This window comes from Mesorhizobium wenxiniae, from assembly GCF_002284535.1.
GTDB lineage: Bacteria > Pseudomonadota > Alphaproteobacteria > Rhizobiales > Rhizobiaceae > Mesorhizobium > Mesorhizobium wenxiniae.
This window is the reverse complement of sequence record NZ_NPKH01000023.1, coordinates 230,791-247,946: the sequence shown is the minus strand read 5'-3', so window position 1 is coordinate 247,946 and position 17,156 is coordinate 230,791. Positions and strand designations below refer to the sequence as shown.

Genomic DNA, 17,156 nt, shown 5'->3' with positions numbered 1-17,156 from the left:
GACCATCCCGGCGGGCACAACACGCTGACCGGGATCATGCTCAAGATCGTGTCGGTGGCGGTCTTTGTCGCCATGTCGTCCTGTATCAAGGCGGCGGGCACGGTGCCGGCCGGCCAGATCGTCTTCTTCCGCTCCTTTTTCGCCATCTTTCCGATCGTCGTCTTCCTGGCCTTCCAGGGAAAGCTTGGCACCGCGTTTTCGACCAAGCGCCCGCTCAACCACATTGCGCGCGGCGTTGTAGGCGTCTGCGCCATGGGGCTTGGCTTCTTCGCGCTGATACGGCTGCCGCTGCCGGAAGCGATCACGCTGAACTACGCACAGCCGCTGCTGGTGGTGGTGTTCAGTTCGATCTTCCTCGGCGAAGCGATCCGCGTCTATCGCTGGAGCGCGGTTGCGGTTGGACTGGTCGGGGTGCTGGTCATCTCATGGCCGGAACTGACGCTGCTGGGTTCGGGCGCAGCACTCGGCGATCAGGAGGTGCTCGGCGTCATCGCCGCCCTGGTCGCGGCAGCGATCTCGGCTGTCGCCATGCTGCTGGTGCGCAATCTCGTCCAGAGCGAGCCTACGGCAACCATCGTGCTGTGGTTTTCGGTGACGGCGAGCGTCCTGGCGTTGCTGTCGCTGCCGTTCGGCTGGCAGGCGCTGACCCCGGTCCAGGCGGGCCTGCTCATTGCTGCAGGCTTTTGCGGCGGGGTCGCTCAGATTCTGATGACGGCAGCCTATCGCCATGCCGAGGCCTCGGTCGTGGCGCCCTTCGAATACACGTCGATGCTGCTTGGCATAGTCGTCGGCTATCTCGCTTTCGGCGACGTCCCGACGGTTCATATGCTCATCGGCGGCCTGATCGTCGTTGCCGCTGGCATCTTCATCATCTGGCGCGAGCGACAGCTTGGCCTCGAACGTGCCCGCACCCGCCAGGCGACCCCGCCGCAAGGATGATCAGGGCAGCTCGGCCCGGTCTTTCGCCAATCGCACCAGCACCGTCCGCGTTTGTTCGTCGGCGGGGAAAAAGGATTCGATCGCCAGTTCCGACAGCGTCACGTCAAGCGGCGTGCCGAACACAGTGATGGTGCTGATGAACGACAGCACGGCATCGCCATGCGCGAGCCGCAGCGGGTGCACGATCGCGTTCGGCTCAACCGGCACCGGCCGTGCGCCGTTCAGGCCGGACCGATAGGTCCGAAGCTCGCGCTCCAGTTCGACCAGAACCGGATCGCCAGTAGCGTCGTTCTGGCGTTTCAGCCGATCGAGAAGATGCGCGCGCCATTCGGCGAGGTTGACGATGCGCGGCGCGACGCCACCGGGGTGCAGACTGAGCCGAAGCACATTGACCGGGGGCGTCAGCAAGGACGCCTCGGCGACGTCGGCGAGGAACGGGCCGATGGCGGCGTTTGCCGATACTAGGTTCCAGTGCCGGTCGACAGCGAGCGCTGGGAAGGGTTCGTGCCCCTTGAGCACGATCTCGACGGCTGCCATCGCCGGCGCCAGCGAGGCATCGGTGAGCGAACGCTCGCTGAAGCTAGGGGCAAAGCCCGCGGCCAGCAGGAGCTGGTTGCGCTGCCTCAGCGGGATCGACAGCTGCTCGGCCAGATGCAGCACCATGTCGCGCGAGGGCGCCGCGCGGCCGCTTTCCACGAAGCTCAGATGCCGCTGCGAGATTTCGGCTTCCATGGCGAGATCGAGTTGGCTCATGCGCCGGCGAGTGCGCCATTCGCGAATAAGGCTGCCGGCGGAAGTCTGGGTTGCTGTCATGAGCGCATGACTAGGCCGGCAGCGGATGTATTTCAATTACCGGGCAGGTTATAGCGCTTCCTCTCCCCTCTTTGCGGGGCGAGGAAACGCTGGTCGTCAACCGAGCGCCCGCAGCTTCGCTTTCACCTCGAGGAAATCCCGCCACGCCAGCTTCTTGTGAGCGGGGGTTCTCAAGAGATAGGCCGGGTGAAGGGTCGGCATGGCGGGAATGGCAATACCGGAGGCGGTCGTGTGGACGCGCCAATTGCCCCGCAGCCGCAGGATGCCCTCGGTGGTGTTGAGCAAGGTCTTTGCCGAGGGGCCGCCCAGGTTGACCAGCACCTTCGGCTTGACCAGCTCGATCTGCCGTTCGATGAATGGCCGGCAAATCTCGGTCTCGTGCGGTGTCGGCGTGCGGTTGCCCGGCGGTCGCCAGGGAATGACATTGGCGATGTAGGCCGAGGTCCGGTCGAGTCCGATCGCGGCCAGCATTTGGTCGAGCAGCCGGCCCGAGCGGCCGACGAACGGCAATCCCTCGAGGTCCTCGTCGCGGCCGGGCGCCTCGCCGACCAGCATCACCGCAGCATTCGGATTGCCGTCTGCGAACACCAGGTTCTTGGCGGTGAATTTGAGATTGCAGCCGTCGAATGCCGCCATGTGCTGGCGAAGCTCGTCCAGGCTCGTCGCCGTCGTTGCCAATTGCCGCGCCAATGCCGCTTGTTGCTCATCGGGCACCGTCACCGTACCGGACGGGGCGCGCACCGCCGGTGCCGCAGCTTGCCTGTCGCCCATTCCGGCGCGTGACAGGCTTGTCGAGCGTGGCAGTGCGGCGTTTTCACCAGTTGTCGGCGTAACTGTCGCTGGCGCCGGCTCAGGGGACTTTGACGCAGCCTCGGCAAACCTATTCAGCGGCTCCTCTTCGAGCGCTTCATCGACGCCGGCGCTGGCGTAAAAGGCCAGCAGGTCGGCGATAGCAGGTCGGTTGTCTCGGGAAACGGCAGTCATGCTTTCACATTCGGCCGCGCAGCAAGAATTTGCAAGTAATGCATGTCGCCCGAAAGCATGCCCTCGGGCCTGACCCGAGGGTGCATAGCGGTTTTGGGAACGACATAAACAGGACCCTTAGCTCGACGGTATACGCGGATCCTGCACCAGATAGAACGTCCAGCGCGGTGTGTAGTCGGTGATCAGGTAATCGAATTTTGCTGTCTTCAGCGGGTCGATCTTGCCACTCTTGAACAGCAGCCGATCATAGGGTTCGAAGTCGCGATCGAAATCGGCAAAGCTGCTCGACCAGATGTTGTCAGGCGTCTTGTTGCGCTGGTCGAATGACAGGCCGTCGCCGAACACGCTCGGCCGGTGGAGCACCTCCTGGAGCTCGAACTGGAACTCGACCCAGGCCTGCCCGCTGTTATTGAGCACGTCGATACGCATATACATGAGGCCGTTCGCAAATTGGCCCGCGGTGCCGAAGGGATGGATCGGCTTCGTCGTGCGGATAGTCAGTGTCACCGGTGTTGCCGAGTTCAGCTCTTCGGTGATGACAAGCGGGTCCTCCTTTGTCCCGATGCCCGAGGCGCTGGTGATGCGGAAGCCGCCCAGCTCGTCGGAAAAGGAGTAGGCTCCGGCCGCCCAGACCCTCTGCGGCTCGGCATGGGCGCCAACGGGCGTCAGCGGCAAAAGGGCCAAAACGAGCGCCCGGCAAATCCGTCCGGGCGCGGAAAAAAAGCGCGTCGATGAAAAGCCAATTGGCCCGTATATGCGCATGGTGCGAAGTATGGCCGATAAGCAAGCCGTCGAACAATTAAAAACGTCAGGGCGCCGGCTCTCCTTAAAATGGGGCCTGGCCGGGATCGATGTTCCGGTGGACCGCAAACCGTGATTTTGTAGTACGATGCGCGATTTTTTGACGAAATCGGCATTGTCACGTCAGCGCCGGTTTCGCGTCGCGAATTGATGCGCTATGCAGCGGATAAGCCAGCAAGATGCGCAAATGCGGCAGCCAGTGAGGGGTTGATGAGCGAGATCGAACGCGAAAGCATGGAATTCGACGTGGTCATCGTCGGCGCTGGTCCGGCCGGCCTCGCCGCGGCGATCCGTCTCAAGCAGGTCAATCCCGAGCTTTCCGTCGTCGTCCTGGAAAAGGGCGGCGAAGTCGGCGCCCACATCCTGTCTGGCGCTGTAGTCGACCCGATCGGCATCGACCGGCTGCTGCCGGGCTGGCGTGACGAAGAGGGACATCCGTTCAAGACGCCGGTTACGGCAGACCATTTCCTGGTCCTCGGCCCTGCCGGTTCGTTCCGTCTGCCCAACATCCTGATGCCGCCGCTGATGAACAACCACGGCAACTACATCGTTTCGCTCGGCAATGTCTGCCGCTGGCTGGCGACCAAGGCCGAGGCGCTGGGCGTCGAGATCTACCCGGGCTTTGCCGCGGTGGGCCTCATTTACAGCGACGAGGGCGCGGTCACCGGCGTTGTCACCGGCGATATGGGCGTCGAGAAAGACGGCACGCATGGCCCGGGCTTCGCGCCGGGCATGGCGCTGATGGGCAAATATGTGCTGATCGGCGAGGGCGCGCGCGGCTCGCTGGCCAAGCAACTGATCGCCAAATACCATCTTTCCGACGGCCGCGAGCCCGGCAAATACGGCATCGGCCTCAAGGAGCTCTGGCAGATCAAGCCGGAGCTCCACCGGCCAGGCCTTGTCCAGCATTCCTTCGGCTGGCCGCTCGACATGAAGACCGGCGGCGGCTCCTTCCTCTACCATTTGGAAGACAACCAGGTGGCGGTCGGCTTCGTCGTCCACCTCAATTACAAGAACCCCTATCTGTCGCCTTTCGATGAATTCCAGCGCTTCAAGACCCACCCGGCGATCAAACGCACATTCGAGGGCGGCAAGCGGCTGGGTTATGGCGCCCGTGCCATCACCGAGGGCGGCTGGCAGTCGGTGCCGAAACTGTCCTTCCCCGGTGGCGCGCTGATTGGGTGTGCTGCCGGCTTCGTCAACGTGCCGCGCATCAAGGGCTCGCACAATGCCGTGCTCTCCGGAATGCTGGCGGCCGAGCATATCGCCGAGGCGATCGGCGCCGGCCGTGCCAATGACGAACCGGCTACTTACGAGGCGGCATGGCGGGCGACCGATATCGGCAAGGATTTGAAGAAGGTGCGCAACGTCAAGCCATTGTGGTCGCGCTTCGGCACCGTCGTCGGCGTCGGTATTGGCGGCCTCGACATGTGGCTGAATTCGCTGTTCGGCTTCTCGCCTTTCGGCACGCTGAAGCACGGCAAGGCCGACTATGCGACGCTGGAACCGGCCGCTAAGCATAAGAAGATCGCCTATCCGAAGCCGGACGGCGTGCTCACCTTCGACCGCCTGTCCTCGGTGTTTCTCTCAAACACCAACCACGAGGAAAACGAGCCTGTCCACCTGCTGGTCGCGGATATGGACCTGCAGCAGCGTTCCGAACACGATGTCTATGCCGGGCCCTCGACACGCTACTGCCCGGCCGGCGTCTACGAATGGGTCGACAAGGATGGCAACGCCGCCGCCGATCCCGAGGCGAAGGACGTGCGCTTCGTCATCAACGCGCAGAACTGCGTCCACTGCAAGACTTGCGACATCAAGGACCCGAACCGAAACATAACCTGGGTGCCGCCACAAGGTGGTGAGGGACCAGTCTACCAGAACATGTAGCCTGCCAGAACGGCCCCGCCGGCCATCTCGACGTCGACCAAAATGAAAGCCGGTAAAGGCTTATTATATTTGCGGTGTCTAAAAAAAGTTGAAGCGGCGCGGCGCTTGTGGTTCCTTTCCCTTCTGACCGGAGAGATGACCATGCGCCTGGCGGTTTTGACGTGCCTTGTGGCGATTGGTGGCTTGTGCGGCTTCGCACCGTCGGCATCGGCTAACACGAAGGTGCTGGTCAAGACCCGGACGTACGACATATCAGGAACCACGGGCGCCGCCCTGATCGAGGCCATGGACCGCAACGGCCCGAAGCGGCACGGCTTTATGACGCACGCCATCGCGCTGACCGCCTATACCGTAAGTTGGGACCTTGAGATCAGCAGGGAGGGTGGCGTCTGTCGGCTGCGGCAGGCCAATGGGACACTCGATCTCACCTACACCTTACCCCGCATGGTCTCAGCCGCGACACCGGCGCTTCAGAAGCGCTGGAAGCGGTTCTTCGCCGGCGTTCGTGCTCACGAGCATAACCATGGCCGCATCGCCAGGACAATGATGCGGGCGACCGAAAGATCGATCACGGGACTGGAGTTCGCCGACAACTGGGTTTGCAGTAAGACGCACCGCGAGGCGAGGCGCCGGATCAAGGCCGTCTATGCCGAATACGAGGCGAAACAGAACGCCTTCGACGCGCGCGAGCATCGCCACGGCGGCCATGTCGAACGCCTCATCGGTGCCCTGTTGCGCAAGCAGTAGGCGCTCAGCCTCGAGTCCTGCCGTGCTGTGTCACGGATGCGGTCGCAGTTTCATCTTCATCGACCGGCTTTTTCTGTTCCGGCCTGAACGAGAATTCCACCATCAGCGGAAGATGGTCGGAGCCGGTGCCTTCCAGCCTCGACACCGAATGGATAAGAACCGCGCCCTTGCTGAAAACCTGGTCGATCGGCAATCCGGCGAAGCGCAGGAAATCCGGCAGATTGATGTAGAGCCAAGTCGGCCCCGGCGAAGGCGCCACGGTCAGCTTGCCAAGATCTGCGACGCGCCGGACGGCGGCGCTCCACGGCACTGCATTGCAGTCGCCTGCCATGATCGATGTCTCGCCAAGCGATGCGAACTCTTCCGACAATCCGCCAATCTGCCGTGATTGGTTGTACGGCCATGGCCAGGTGAGGTGCACGGCTGCGACGTCGACGTCGGTTCCGCCGAAATCGACTGTCGCGATGGCAATCGCGCCGCGCCTGTCGCAGCGTGGTTGTGTGCCGGCGGCAAACGGCCGTCTGGACAGCAGCGCAACGCCGAACACGCCATTTGGGTAAGGGCAGAGGATCCGGTAGGGGTAGGCGCTGGACAGCAGTCCAAGCTTTGCCTTCCACATGTCGGATACCTCGTCGAGGGTAATCACATCAGGCTGGGTCCGGCCGATCAGCGACAATACCTTTTCAGGCGTTGGGTTGTTGAACCGCAGGTTCATCTGCAGCAGGCGATAGACCGCGTTGTGACCGGGATAGACCGACTGGTCGCCGGGGTAAACGGGCTGGTCGCCGGGGTTGGCTTCGAAGGCTGCCTGGACTGGCCACAGGCGGGGCACTGGCAGGATGTTCGACGTGGTGGCAAAGGCAGCCCCCGCAAAGAGCAGCGCTGCGGCGGCCTGCAGGCGAAACGAGGTCACGAGCAAGGGCAGCGCGCAAAGCGCCATCAGCACGGCAAGATGAACGCGGAAATGAGCGAAGGAATCGAAGGCCGGATGCAGCGTTCCGAAAAACCCAGCCACCAGCGCGACCGAGCAGCCGAGCATTGCGACGAATGCCGCCGATGTCATCATGTTTCGAACGCGTGCCATCTACTTTGCTTATCGGTAGAAATGCGGCCCAATCAAGATGGCGAAATGCCCTGCTGCGCTCTTACCAAGCTCCGGCCATGCTCCGGTCGATCGATCGGTGCTACTGGAATGCCGTTTCCGAAAAGCTTCTGAGCTTGCGCGAATGCAACCGTTCCATCGGCATCTCGGCCAGCTTTTCCATCGCCCTGATGCCGATGGTCAAATGCTGTGCCACCTGGCGCTTGTAGAACTCGGTCGCCATGCCGGGCAGCTTCAGTTCGCCATGCAGGGGCTTGTCGGACACGCAAAGCAGCGTGCCATAGGGCACGCGGAAACGGAAGCCATTGGCCGCGATCGTCGCCGATTCCATGTCGAGCGCAATCGCCCGTGACTGCGACAGCCGCTGCACCGGCCCGCGCTGGTCGCGCAGCTCCCAGTTGCGGTTGTCGATGGTGGCGACGGTGCCGGTGCGCATGATACGCTTGAGGTCGTAGCCGGAAAGACCGGTGACTTCGGCGACCGCCTCCTGCAGCGCCACCTGGATTTCGGCCAGCGGCGGGATCGGCACCCAGACCGGAAGATCATCGTCCAGAACATGGTCTTCCCGCACATAGGCATGCGCCAGCACATAGTCGCCCAGTGCCTGGGTGTTGCGCAGCCCGGCGCAATGGCCGAGCATCACCCAGGCATGCGGCCTGAGCACCGCAATGTGGTCGGTGATCGTCTTGGCGTTGGAGGGGCCGACGCCGATATTGACCATCGTGATGCCGCCATGGTTCGGCTTCTTCAGATGATAGGCCGGCATCTGCGGCAGGCGCGGCGGCGCCACGCCATGGCAAGGCGCGCTTTGTCCAGCCTTGGTGACGACATTTCCCGGCTCAACGAATTCGACGTATCCGCCGCCGCCTTTCGCCATCAGCTCGTGCGCACGGGCGACGAATTCGTCGATGTAGAACTGGTAGTTGGTGAACAGCACGAAATTCTGGAAATGCTGGGGACTGGTCGCCGTATAGTGCGACATCCGGTGCAGCGAGTAGTCGATGCGTTGCGCCGTGAACGCCGCCAACGGCCTGGCTTCGCCTAAAGCCACTTCGAACGTGCCGTTGGCGATCTGGTCGTCGGTGCCGTCGAGATCCGGCACGTCGAACAGGTCACGGATCGGCCGCCTGATGCGCTCGGCTGCCGCGCCGTCGACATGGGAGCCTTCCAGGAACGCGAAATGCAGCGGGATGGGCGTCGTCGATTCCGAAACCGTGACCGGAACGCCGTGATTGCGCATGATCAGGCGAAGCTGTTCGATGAGATAGCGTTCGAAAAGGGCGGGCTGGGTTATGGTGGTCGAGAAATGCCCAGGCGTCGGCATATGGCCGTAAGCCTGCCGCGAGTCGATCTGGGTGAACGAAGTCGTGGTGACGCCGACCTCGGGGTAAAAGGCCCGGTAGCGCTTGTTGTTGTCGCCGCCTGCGGCGAGCGCCGTAAACGAATCGCGCAGGAATTTGGTGTTGCGGTCGTAGAGGGCCTGCAGGGCCGCGACGGCCTTTCCGGCATCATTGAAGATCTGCCGGCCAAACGGCTCCGGCATCACGACTGAGTCTATGGCTTGGGGATAGATTCGCTTTTCCATGACCCAATATAGAGGCTTGGCCATACGGTTGGGAGGGGCCAAAGGGTCGTTTTTCATTGTTGAATGGCTTCAATGAAGGCCGATCGACCTAGCCGCGTCGCAGGCTGACCAACAGCACAAAGCCGACGCCGTTCTTCTTCAACGCCGGCGCTTCGATCGTCGAGCCAGTAGCGGCGCGCATCGTGGGCACGGCCAGAACCGGCGCTGCAAGAACCGTCAGGATGAGCGTCGCCCGCGGCACAAGCCGAAGGGCCTTGAGGGCGTTGGCGACGATGCGGTTCATGGTATGTTGCCTCTCTCTAAGGTTTTTGCCGGCTTCAATGGCGAAGGTGGCTCGGGCAACCGAACCGGCAGGAATTGGCCTGGTCCCAGGAGCGGGCCGGGCGGCCGGCCTCGGCAACCAGGATGGCGAACAACATGCCGAACAGGCCCATCAGCAGGCAGACGATGGTGAAGCGGCGGGCGAACATTGCGTGGTCTCCTTCAACACGCATGAGAATGCCCTGATGCAACTGAACCGGTTCTGATGCCGGCGTTCATCTGCGGTTCAAATTTATCGACGGAGTGTTGAGTGCCCGCCGCCACCGCGCGGTGGCCACGAGCGTCGCCGCAGTCGTGCTGCCGGCCCGCAGTCTTGCTGCCCCCCAAATCTTGGTGACAGGGACGAAGGATGCACTCAAACAGACGGCGCAAACAAAAACGGGGCCTTCGCGGCCCCGTTTTCAATTTGTGGCAGTCAAAACGATCAGAGCTTGTGCCAGGTCTGGCTCCTGCAAACCAGCCCGCCGAGCACGCAGCCGCTCATTTTGAGCGAAGCGCCTGAGACCGAGGCCTTGCCGGAATAGGTCTTGTCGGTCTCCGGGTCGGTTATGGTCCCAATATATTTGTTGGCGCCGGACACCTTGAACGAACCAATGCGCTTGCCGGAAAATTTGCCTGATTTGAGCGTGATGGAGAATGCCCCGCCGCCGCCGGCTATGGCGGCGGTCGCGCCGGCTTGCGTTTTCCAGTTGCCCTCGATCGGATCGGCCCAAGCCGTGCCGGCCATGATCAATGTGGCCGCCAAGGCCATGCTGATTTTGCGAAACATGTTTGTCCTCCCTGTGGAAATCCGGCCGGATGTTCCGCCCGCCGGTCTGCCTTTTACGCAAACGTAAGCTAATTCACGTCCCGGCAAAACAAAAGCGGTGCCGCTGCGGAAGACTTCAGGATTTTCTGGTCGCCCGAAGCGGTCTCATCGATGAGAAATGAAACGTTCGCAACTCCGTCTTTGTCTCCCGTGGTTAGCGGAGTCTTGATCTTCGCCTCGCAAATTTTCGTCAAATTTAGTGCAAACCGGCGAAATTGCTGGCTTTGCATCCTTAACGAATTCTCGCGTTTACCTCTTGTTTTAACTTTGTTTTCCTCAAATTAAGCACGCCACTTAACGACGGATTCAAGCCTCCGGTTCATTCTCGAAAACATCGAAAGAGCGGCCACCCCCAAGGTTTATCAACAGATACCAAGGGACAGAACGAGGCAGCTCTCGGGAGCCTGACAGGGGCTAGAACAGGGGATTGAAATGGCACGTTTTGAAATGCCTGAAGCCGGCTTCGGCGCCATGGGGGCAACTGCCCAGGCCGACATTCTTTTCGAACTGGGCATGATGTATGCGACTGGCCGCGATTGCGAGACCGATGTCGTCGCCGCCCACAAATGGTTCAATATTGCTGCGATCAAGGGTTCGGTCCGCGCTGCGGAACTGCGCTCGGAATTGTCGGCCGCCATGTCGAAGGTCGAGATCGCCAGGGCTCTGCGCGAAGCCCGCGAATGGATGACAATGCACTAAGTTGGCCCTGAGTTCATCAGGCACTGAGATACCGACAGGGACGCTTCAGGTCGAGGCCGCGCAAGACGGCCGGGCCGGCAAGAACAAGGCCGCGCAAGACGGTCGTACCAACAATGACAAGAACGCGGCAGGCCGGATACGGCCAGGCTGCGCGACGGACAGGGAAGGCGAGCGGTTTTCGGGCGCGTGAGCGTTCGGGATTGTTCGATCGACAAAGCCGCGACCGGCCGGAACAAGGCAGGCGCGGCTTTTGCGTTTTCGGACCATGACCCCAAAAAGTGGAAACCGGTTTTTGGAAAAGATCATGGTCAAACAGAAAGGCTGCAGGCCCAATTGAGTGCCGCCGATGCGCCTAGACAGGCTTGGCGAAGGGTGAGATTCTCCCGGCCACACTGGAAGAGGCGCGGCCGGAGCGGCCGCGCGAGAGTGGAGGAGTTGTGTCACCATGAAAAAGTTGGGTATTTTGAGCGCGGCCATAATCGGCCTGATGATGAGCGCGCCGGTTGCGTTCGCCGAAGACATCACCTTTTCGGTGGTCGGACCAATGACCGGACAGCTTGCCACCATCGGCGACCAGTTCAAGCAGGGCGCGCAAGCCGCCGCCGACGCGATCAACGCGGCTGGAGGTGTCGAAGGCCGCCAGATCAAGCTCGACGTACAGGATGACCAGTGCGATCCGAAACAGGCGGTTTCGGTCGCCAACCGCATCGTTGCCAACGGTGTCAAGTTCGTCGATGGGCATGCCTGCTCGGGCTCGAGCATTCCGGCCTCGGCCGTCTACGCCGAAGCCGGGACGCTGATGATGAGTCCGGCTTCGTCGAATCCAGAGCTGACCGACGCGGCCGCGAAAGCCGGCTGGCCGACGATCATGCGCCTTTATACGCGCGATGATGCGCAGGGCGCTTTCATCGGTCCATGGATCGCCAAGAAATATGCCGGCAAGAACGTCGTCATCATGCACGACAAGAGCGCGTATGGGCAGGGCGTCGCCGACGCCGTCAAGGCAACGATGAACCAGAACGGTCTCAAAGAGATCCTTTACGAGGGCATCAACGCCGGTGAAAAAGACTACGCGGCGCTTGTCACCAAGCTCAAGGACCTGAAGGCGGATGTGGTCTATTTCGGCGGCTACCACCCCGAAGCCGGCCTCATCCTGCGCCAGTCGGCGGAACAGAACCTGAAGTATCAGCTGATCATGCCGGACTCGATCGCCACGCCGGAATTCTGGCAGGTCGCCGGTCCGGCCGGCGAAGGCACCATGTTTGTCTTCCCGTCGGATCCGCAGGCGAAGCCTGAAGCCAAGGAAGCCATTGAAAAGATCAAGGCGGGCGGCTTCGTGCCCGAGGGCTTCACGCTGTTCTCCTATGCCGTGATCCAGGCCTTTGCCGAGGGCATCAAGCGCGCCGGCAGCGACGACCCGGCCAAGGTTGCCGAAGCGCTGAAGAATGGCGAGCCGATCAGCACCGTCGTCGGCCCTGTCACTTTCGATGAAAAGGGCGACCTCAAGAACGTCAGCTACGACATCAACCAGTGGCACGACGGCAAATACGCGCCGATCCAGCCGTAATGGCTAATGCATGTCGCGCGAAAGTGCGCAGCGATTTTGCGATAACGACATCCATAAAACAAGAACTAAAGCGCGTCGCATGAGACGCGCTTTAGCGCTTGGCGACAATCGGAGATGGCCGGGGCAGACCCGGCCATTTTCATTTTGGGCACGCGTTTGTGGCGCGTGTCTTCGACGTCGCCTCGTGGATGAAGGAACAGCGGTCAGACGTGGGCTTCCTCGGCAAAACGCACCAGCACGGTCCCGTCGGTGACTTGTGCGCCTTCCGCTGCGATCTCGGCGATGGTCCCGTCATGAGTGGCGGAAATCGTGTGCTCCATCTTCATCGCTTCCAGGATCAACAGCGGCTGACCCTTGATGACGGCCTCGCCTCTTGCCACGCGCACCAGCTTGACCAGGCCCGGCATCGGCGCGCGCAGGCTCTCAGAGCCGGCGGCGATTTCGTCGGCCCTCGCCAGCGGGTCCGGCACCGCGAAGCTGTAGCCGATGGCGCCCGAAAAGACAGTGACATGGCCTGGCCAGCGGGCGAGGCGAGGGGCGGCGCGAAGATCGAGCGGACTGGCGCTGTCATAAGGTGCGTCCAGTGCCACTTGGAAGCGCTTGTCCGGCCGCACCGACACGAGCGCGACGATCTCATCATTGCCGTATCGTAGCCGCGTGCGCCGCGGAACAGTGTGGAAATGCGAATAACCGGCAAGCGACGACCACGGATCGTTGGACGGCGCCTGAGTCCCGGCGCCGGACGCCGCAAATGCGGCTGCGGCGACGATCTCGCTGCTCGGCGGCGGGACTGCGGTCAGCGCTTGCTGATGCCTGCCGATCAGGCCGGTATCGACATCGCCTGCCGAAAAGTCCGCATCAGCGGCAAGAGCAGCGAGAAAGGCGGTGTTGACAGTCGAGCCGGCGATCTCGGTCTGCGAAAGGGCTATGCCCAGCGCTTCGAGTGCCGCCTGCCTGCTCTTGCCGTGCACGATCAGCTTGGCGATCATTGGATCGTAGAAGGGCGAGATGGCATCGCCGGCCCGCACGCCGGTCTCGATCCGCATGCTGGCGCCCTCGGGCGCGGAATCCGGAAATTTCAGGTGATGCAGCGTGCCCGTCGCCGGCAAAAAACCCTTTGCCGCGTCCTCGGCATAGATGCGCGCTTCGAAGGCATGGCCGGAGAACGTGATCTCGCTCTGCGTCTTCGGCAGCTTCTCGCCGGACGCTACCCGCAACTGCCATTCGACCAGGTCGATGCCTGTGACCATTTCGGTGACGGGGTGCTCGACCTGCAGGCGGGTGTTCATTTCCATGAACCAGAAGCGGTCGGCCTTCAGCCCTTGCGAGGCATCGACGATAAACTCAATCGTGCCGGCGCCGGAATAGTTGATCGCCTTGGCGGCCTTCACCGCTGCCTCCGTCATCGCCTTGCGCAATGCCGGCGTCATGCCGGGGGCAGGGGCTTCCTCGATCACCTTCTGGTGGCGGCGCTGCGCCGAGCAGTCGCGCTCGTAGAGATACACGACATTGCCGAAGCTATCGCCGAATACCTGAACCTCGATGTGGCGCGGCTTGTCGATATATTTCTCGACCAGCACGCGGTCGTCGCCGAAAGCGGCCTTGGCCTCCCGCCGCGCACCCGACAGCGCCTCGGAAAAGTCGTCGGGATGTTCGACGCGCCGCATGCCCTTGCCACCGCCACCGGCGCGCGCCTTGATCAGCACGGGATAGCCGATCTCGCGTGCCTTGGAGGCGAGCAGCACAATCTCCTGCGCCTCGCCGTGATAGCCCGGCACAACAGGCACGCCGGCCTTCTCCATCAGCCGCTTGGCCGCGTCCTTCAGCCCCATGGCGCGGATCGAGGCCGCTGACGGGCCGATGAAGACGAGCCCCGCCGCCGTCACCTGGTCGACGAAATCAGGGTTTTCCGACAGAAAACCGTAGCCGGGATGGATGGCTTCCGCGCCGGCGGCCAAAGCCGCCGCGACGATCTTGTCGCCGCGCAGATAGCTTTCGCCGACAGGCGAGGCGCCGATATGCACAGCTTCGTCGGCCATCTCGACATGCAAAGCCCTGGCATCGGCATCCGAATAGACCGCGACCGTGCGCACGCCCATCTTGCGCGCCGCGCGAATAACCCGGCAGGCGATCTCGCCGCGATTGGCAATCAGGATCCTGGCGAACATGGGACCTCCGCGAGTAAGGTTCCAACCCCGCGGGGGGCAGGGCGCTTGAACACCCCCCTCTGTCCTGCCCGCCAGCCTGTCCTTGCGGAAGCAGCGCCTACTTCGACGCCGCGATCGCGCAGCCGCCGCTGGCGGTCTTGACCTTCCACCTCGTCAAGCCGGACTGGCAGTTGCGCAGCGCCATCTCTTCCGCAGCCTTCTGGGACGGCGCATTGAGTCTTGAGCCACAGATGATATAGAGGTCGACCACGCGCGAATAAAAGCTCGTGGCATAAGCGGAATGCCCGCTGGCTGCAACATAGGCTTTGTAGGCCTTCGGGCAGTCTCCCGTCGAACCTGGCGGAAAATGGACTGCGAAACGGCGGTCGCCTTTGCTTCCCGCCAGCGATTCCGCTGTGCCAACGCCTGGCGCCGCTAATATAAGCAACCCCGCAAGTATAGATACAGTTGTTTTCTGAAAAAGTTGCAGTCTCATCTTCGCCCAATCCCCATTGGTATTTGCAAAGAGCAATAGCCGCAATCTTTCCGCGTGACCAGTACCCTGGTTGAAAATGAGTCTGAATAATGTGGATCGTACTTTTCATCGGTGCAGATCACCCTTCGCCAGGGCAGCAACGGTTTGCCGGTACAGTTCTGCCGTCTGCTGGTCGAAGCAGCAGAAGGTGACGGTTTCCGGAAGCGCGTTGTGGCCGATGAAGACGCTCACCGTGCCAACGGCGATCTGCGTCGCCTGGTCCTTTGGATATCGGTATACACCGGTCGAGATCGCCGGAAATGCCACCGTCCGGCAATCCTTGGCGGCGGCGATTTCGAGCGACCGGCGGTAGCAGGAGGCGAGCAGCTCGGCTTCGCCCTTGTCGCCGCCTTGCCAGACCGGGCCGACCGTGTGGATGATGTAGCGTGCCGGCAGCCTGTAGCCCTTGGTGAGTTTTGCGTCGCCGACCTTGCAGCCATTTAGCATCCGGCATTCAGTCAGAAGTTCAGGCCCGGCCGTCCGGTGAATGGCGCCGTCGACGCCTCCGCCGCCTAAGAGCGAGGTGTTGGCGGCATTGACGATGGCATCGACAGCCAGCTTGGTGATGTCGCCGGTATGAACGCGAATTCTGTGGTCGATTTCGCTCATCTCACATCCTGAACACGCCGAACTTTGTCTCCTCGATCCCGGCGTTCAGCGCCGCCGATAGGCTGAGCGCCAGCACCTCGCGCGTCTTGGCCGGGTCGATGATGCCGTCGTCCCAGAGCCGGGCGGAGGAGTAGAGCGGGTGGCCTTCGTGCTCGTATTTCATCAGGATCGGCTTCTTGAATTTTGCCTCTTCCTCTGCGCTCCATTCTCCGCCTTTGCGCTCGATCCCCTCGCGCTTGACGACGGCCAGCACGGTGGCCGCCTGCTCGCCGCCCATTACCGAAATGCGGGCATTCGGCCACATCCACAGGAAGCGGGGCGAATAGGCGCGTCCGCACATGCCGTAATTGCCGGCGCCGAACGAGCCGCCGATGATGATGGTCACCTTCGGCACGCGCGCCGTGGCGACGGCCATCACCAGCTTGGCGCCGTCCTTGGCGATGCCGCCGGCCTCGTACTTTCGCCCCACCATGAAACCGGTGATGTTTTGCAGGAAGATCAGCGGGATCTTGCGCTGGCAGCACAGCTCGATGAAATGCGCGCCCTTGAGGGCGCTTTCGGAGAACAGCACGCCGTTGTTGGCGATGATGCCGACCGGCATGCCGTTGAGATGGGCAAAGCCGGTGACCAGCGTGGTGCCGTAATTCTGCTTGAACTCGTCGAACTCGGAGCCGTCGACGAGGCGCGCGATCACTTCACGCACATCATAGGGCTGGCGCAGATCGGTCGGCACAATGCCGTAGAGCTCATCGGCTGCATGAAGCGGCGGAATCGGATCGCGAAGTGCCAGCCCGATCTCCTTCTTTCGATTCAGGTTCTTGACGATGCGGCGGGCGATCGCCAGCGCGTGCTCGTCGTCCAGCGCATAATGGTCGGCAACGCCGGAAAGCCGCGTGTGCACATCGGCGCCGCCCAGTTCCTCCGCGCTGACATCCTCGCCGGTAGCGGCCTTCACCAGCGGCGGACCGCCGAGGAAGATGGTCGCCTGGTTGCGCACCATGATTGTCTCGTCCGACATCGCTGGCACATAGGCGCCGCCCGCCGTGCACGAGCCCATGACGCAGGCGATCTGCGGTATGCCTGAAGCCGACATGTTGGCCTGGTTGTAGAAGATGCGGCCGAAATGGTCGCGGTCGGGAAACACCTCGTCCTGGTTTGGCAGATTGGCGCCGCCGCTGTCGACCAGATAGACGCAAGGCAATTTGTTCTGCAGCGCGATTTCCTGTGCGCGCAAATGCTTCTTTACGGTCAGCGGATAATAGGTGCCGCCCTTCACCGTGGCGTCGTTCACGACGACCATGACTTCGGTGCGTTCGACGCGGCCGATGCCGGCGATGATGCCGGCCGATGAGATGTCTTCGCCATACATCGACCACGCCGCGAACTGGCCGATTTCGAGGAAGGGCGAGCCGGTGTCGAGCAGTTGGGCCAGGCGTTCGCGCGGCAAAAGCTTGCCGCGGCTCTGGTGCCGTTCACGCGCTTCCTCCGAGCCGCCACGCTCGACGGTTGCCGCCTTTTCCGCAATGTCGGCGACCAACGCCCGCATGCGCTCGGCATTGGCGCGGAACGTGTCGGATGCTGGCGAGATCTGGGACTGGAGCGTAGCCAT

General features: G+C 62.3%; 17 protein-coding genes. 5 read left to right on the top strand and 12 right to left on the bottom strand.

Features of this window, described 5'->3' with window-relative positions:
* Positions 1 to 36: 36 nt before the first annotated feature.
* Complete coding sequence (locus CIT31_RS17710; RefSeq protein ID WP_095519922.1) at positions 37 to 939, top strand: DMT family transporter; 903 nt, start codon at positions 37 to 39, stop codon at positions 937 to 939.
* Here the strand turns inward: CIT31_RS17710 and CIT31_RS17705 are convergent, their stop codons facing one another.
* The 3 genes from CIT31_RS17705 to CIT31_RS17695 form a co-directional block, all read right to left on the bottom strand.
* Positions 940 to 1,752: a helix-turn-helix domain-containing protein gene (locus CIT31_RS17705; protein ID WP_095519670.1), complete on the bottom strand. Its 813-nt coding sequence runs from the start codon at positions 1,750 to 1,752 to the stop codon at positions 940 to 942.
* Positions 1,753 to 1,848: 96 nt separating this feature from the next.
* Positions 1,849 to 2,736 carry a uracil-DNA glycosylase gene (locus tag CIT31_RS17700; protein ID WP_095519669.1) on the bottom strand — a complete coding sequence of 296 codons (888 nt, stop codon included), beginning with the start codon at positions 2,734 to 2,736 and terminating at the stop codon, positions 1,849 to 1,851.
* Between the two features lie 117 nt (positions 2,737 to 2,853).
* Complete coding sequence (locus tag CIT31_RS17695; protein ID WP_095519668.1) at positions 2,854 to 3,498, bottom strand: hypothetical protein; 645 nt, start codon at positions 3,496 to 3,498, stop codon at positions 2,854 to 2,856.
* Between the two features lie 249 nt (positions 3,499 to 3,747).
* On the opposite strand from CIT31_RS17695, the gene CIT31_RS17690 reads away from it, so the two are divergent.
* Both CIT31_RS17690 and CIT31_RS17685 read left to right on the top strand, forming a co-directional pair.
* On the top strand, positions 3,748 to 5,427 hold the full coding sequence (locus CIT31_RS17690) for an electron transfer flavoprotein-ubiquinone oxidoreductase (RefSeq protein WP_095519667.1): 1,680 nt from the start codon (positions 3,748 to 3,750) through the stop codon (positions 5,425 to 5,427).
* A 141-nt stretch (positions 5,428 to 5,568) separates the two neighbouring features.
* Positions 5,569 to 6,174: a DUF922 domain-containing protein gene (locus tag CIT31_RS17685; protein WP_095519921.1), complete on the top strand. Its 606-nt coding sequence runs from the start codon at positions 5,569 to 5,571 to the stop codon at positions 6,172 to 6,174.
* Positions 6,175 to 6,178: 4 nt separating this feature from the next.
* Here the strand turns inward: CIT31_RS17685 and CIT31_RS17680 are convergent, their stop codons facing one another.
* The 5 genes from CIT31_RS17680 to CIT31_RS17665 form a co-directional block, all read right to left on the bottom strand.
* Positions 6,179 to 7,258: an endonuclease/exonuclease/phosphatase family protein gene (locus CIT31_RS17680; RefSeq protein ID WP_095519666.1), complete on the bottom strand. Its 1,080-nt coding sequence runs from the start codon at positions 7,256 to 7,258 to the stop codon at positions 6,179 to 6,181.
* Between the two features lie 100 nt (positions 7,259 to 7,358).
* Complete coding sequence (locus tag CIT31_RS17675; RefSeq protein WP_240992499.1) at positions 7,359 to 8,819, bottom strand: AMP nucleosidase; 1,461 nt, start codon at positions 8,817 to 8,819, stop codon at positions 7,359 to 7,361.
* A 130-nt stretch (positions 8,820 to 8,949) separates the two neighbouring features.
* Positions 8,950 to 9,144 (bottom strand): hypothetical protein, encoded by a 195-nt coding sequence (locus CIT31_RS17670; RefSeq protein WP_095519665.1) that lies wholly within the window; start codon positions 9,142 to 9,144, stop codon positions 8,950 to 8,952.
* A gap of 34 nt (positions 9,145 to 9,178) precedes the next feature.
* Positions 9,179 to 9,331 carry a hypothetical protein gene (locus tag CIT31_RS34285; protein WP_165778487.1) on the bottom strand — a complete coding sequence of 51 codons (153 nt, stop codon included), beginning with the start codon at positions 9,329 to 9,331 and terminating at the stop codon, positions 9,179 to 9,181.
* 275 nt (positions 9,332 to 9,606) lie between these two features.
* Positions 9,607 to 9,951 carry a DUF2147 domain-containing protein gene (locus CIT31_RS17665; protein ID WP_095519664.1) on the bottom strand — a complete coding sequence of 115 codons (345 nt, stop codon included), beginning with the start codon at positions 9,949 to 9,951 and terminating at the stop codon, positions 9,607 to 9,609.
* 471 nt (positions 9,952 to 10,422) lie between these two features.
* Between CIT31_RS17665 and CIT31_RS17655 the strand changes: the two genes are divergently transcribed.
* Positions 10,423 to 10,689, top strand: a complete 267-nt coding sequence (locus CIT31_RS17655) for an SEL1-like repeat protein (protein ID WP_027152750.1) — start codon at positions 10,423 to 10,425, stop codon at positions 10,687 to 10,689.
* 445 nt (positions 10,690 to 11,134) lie between these two features.
* Positions 11,135 to 12,256 (top strand): branched-chain amino acid ABC transporter substrate-binding protein, encoded by a 1,122-nt coding sequence (locus CIT31_RS17645; RefSeq protein WP_095519661.1) that lies wholly within the window; start codon positions 11,135 to 11,137, stop codon positions 12,254 to 12,256.
* Positions 12,257 to 12,459: 203 nt separating this feature from the next.
* Here the strand turns inward: CIT31_RS17645 and CIT31_RS17640 are convergent, their stop codons facing one another.
* The 4 genes from CIT31_RS17640 to CIT31_RS17625 form a co-directional block, all read right to left on the bottom strand.
* A complete protein-coding gene (locus CIT31_RS17640) occupies positions 12,460 to 14,424 on the bottom strand; it encodes an acetyl/propionyl/methylcrotonyl-CoA carboxylase subunit alpha (protein ID WP_095519660.1) in 1,965 nt (654 codons plus the stop codon).
* A gap of 97 nt (positions 14,425 to 14,521) precedes the next feature.
* Complete coding sequence (locus CIT31_RS17635) at positions 14,522 to 14,899, bottom strand: hypothetical protein (RefSeq protein WP_095519659.1); 378 nt, start codon at positions 14,897 to 14,899, stop codon at positions 14,522 to 14,524.
* Between the two features lie 105 nt (positions 14,900 to 15,004).
* Positions 15,005 to 15,547 carry an O-acetyl-ADP-ribose deacetylase gene (locus tag CIT31_RS17630; protein WP_095519658.1) on the bottom strand — a complete coding sequence of 181 codons (543 nt, stop codon included), beginning with the start codon at positions 15,545 to 15,547 and terminating at the stop codon, positions 15,005 to 15,007.
* 1 nt (position 15,548) lies between these two features.
* On the bottom strand, positions 15,549 to 17,156 hold the full coding sequence (locus CIT31_RS17625) for a carboxyl transferase domain-containing protein (RefSeq protein ID WP_095519657.1): 1,608 nt from the start codon (positions 17,154 to 17,156) through the stop codon (positions 15,549 to 15,551).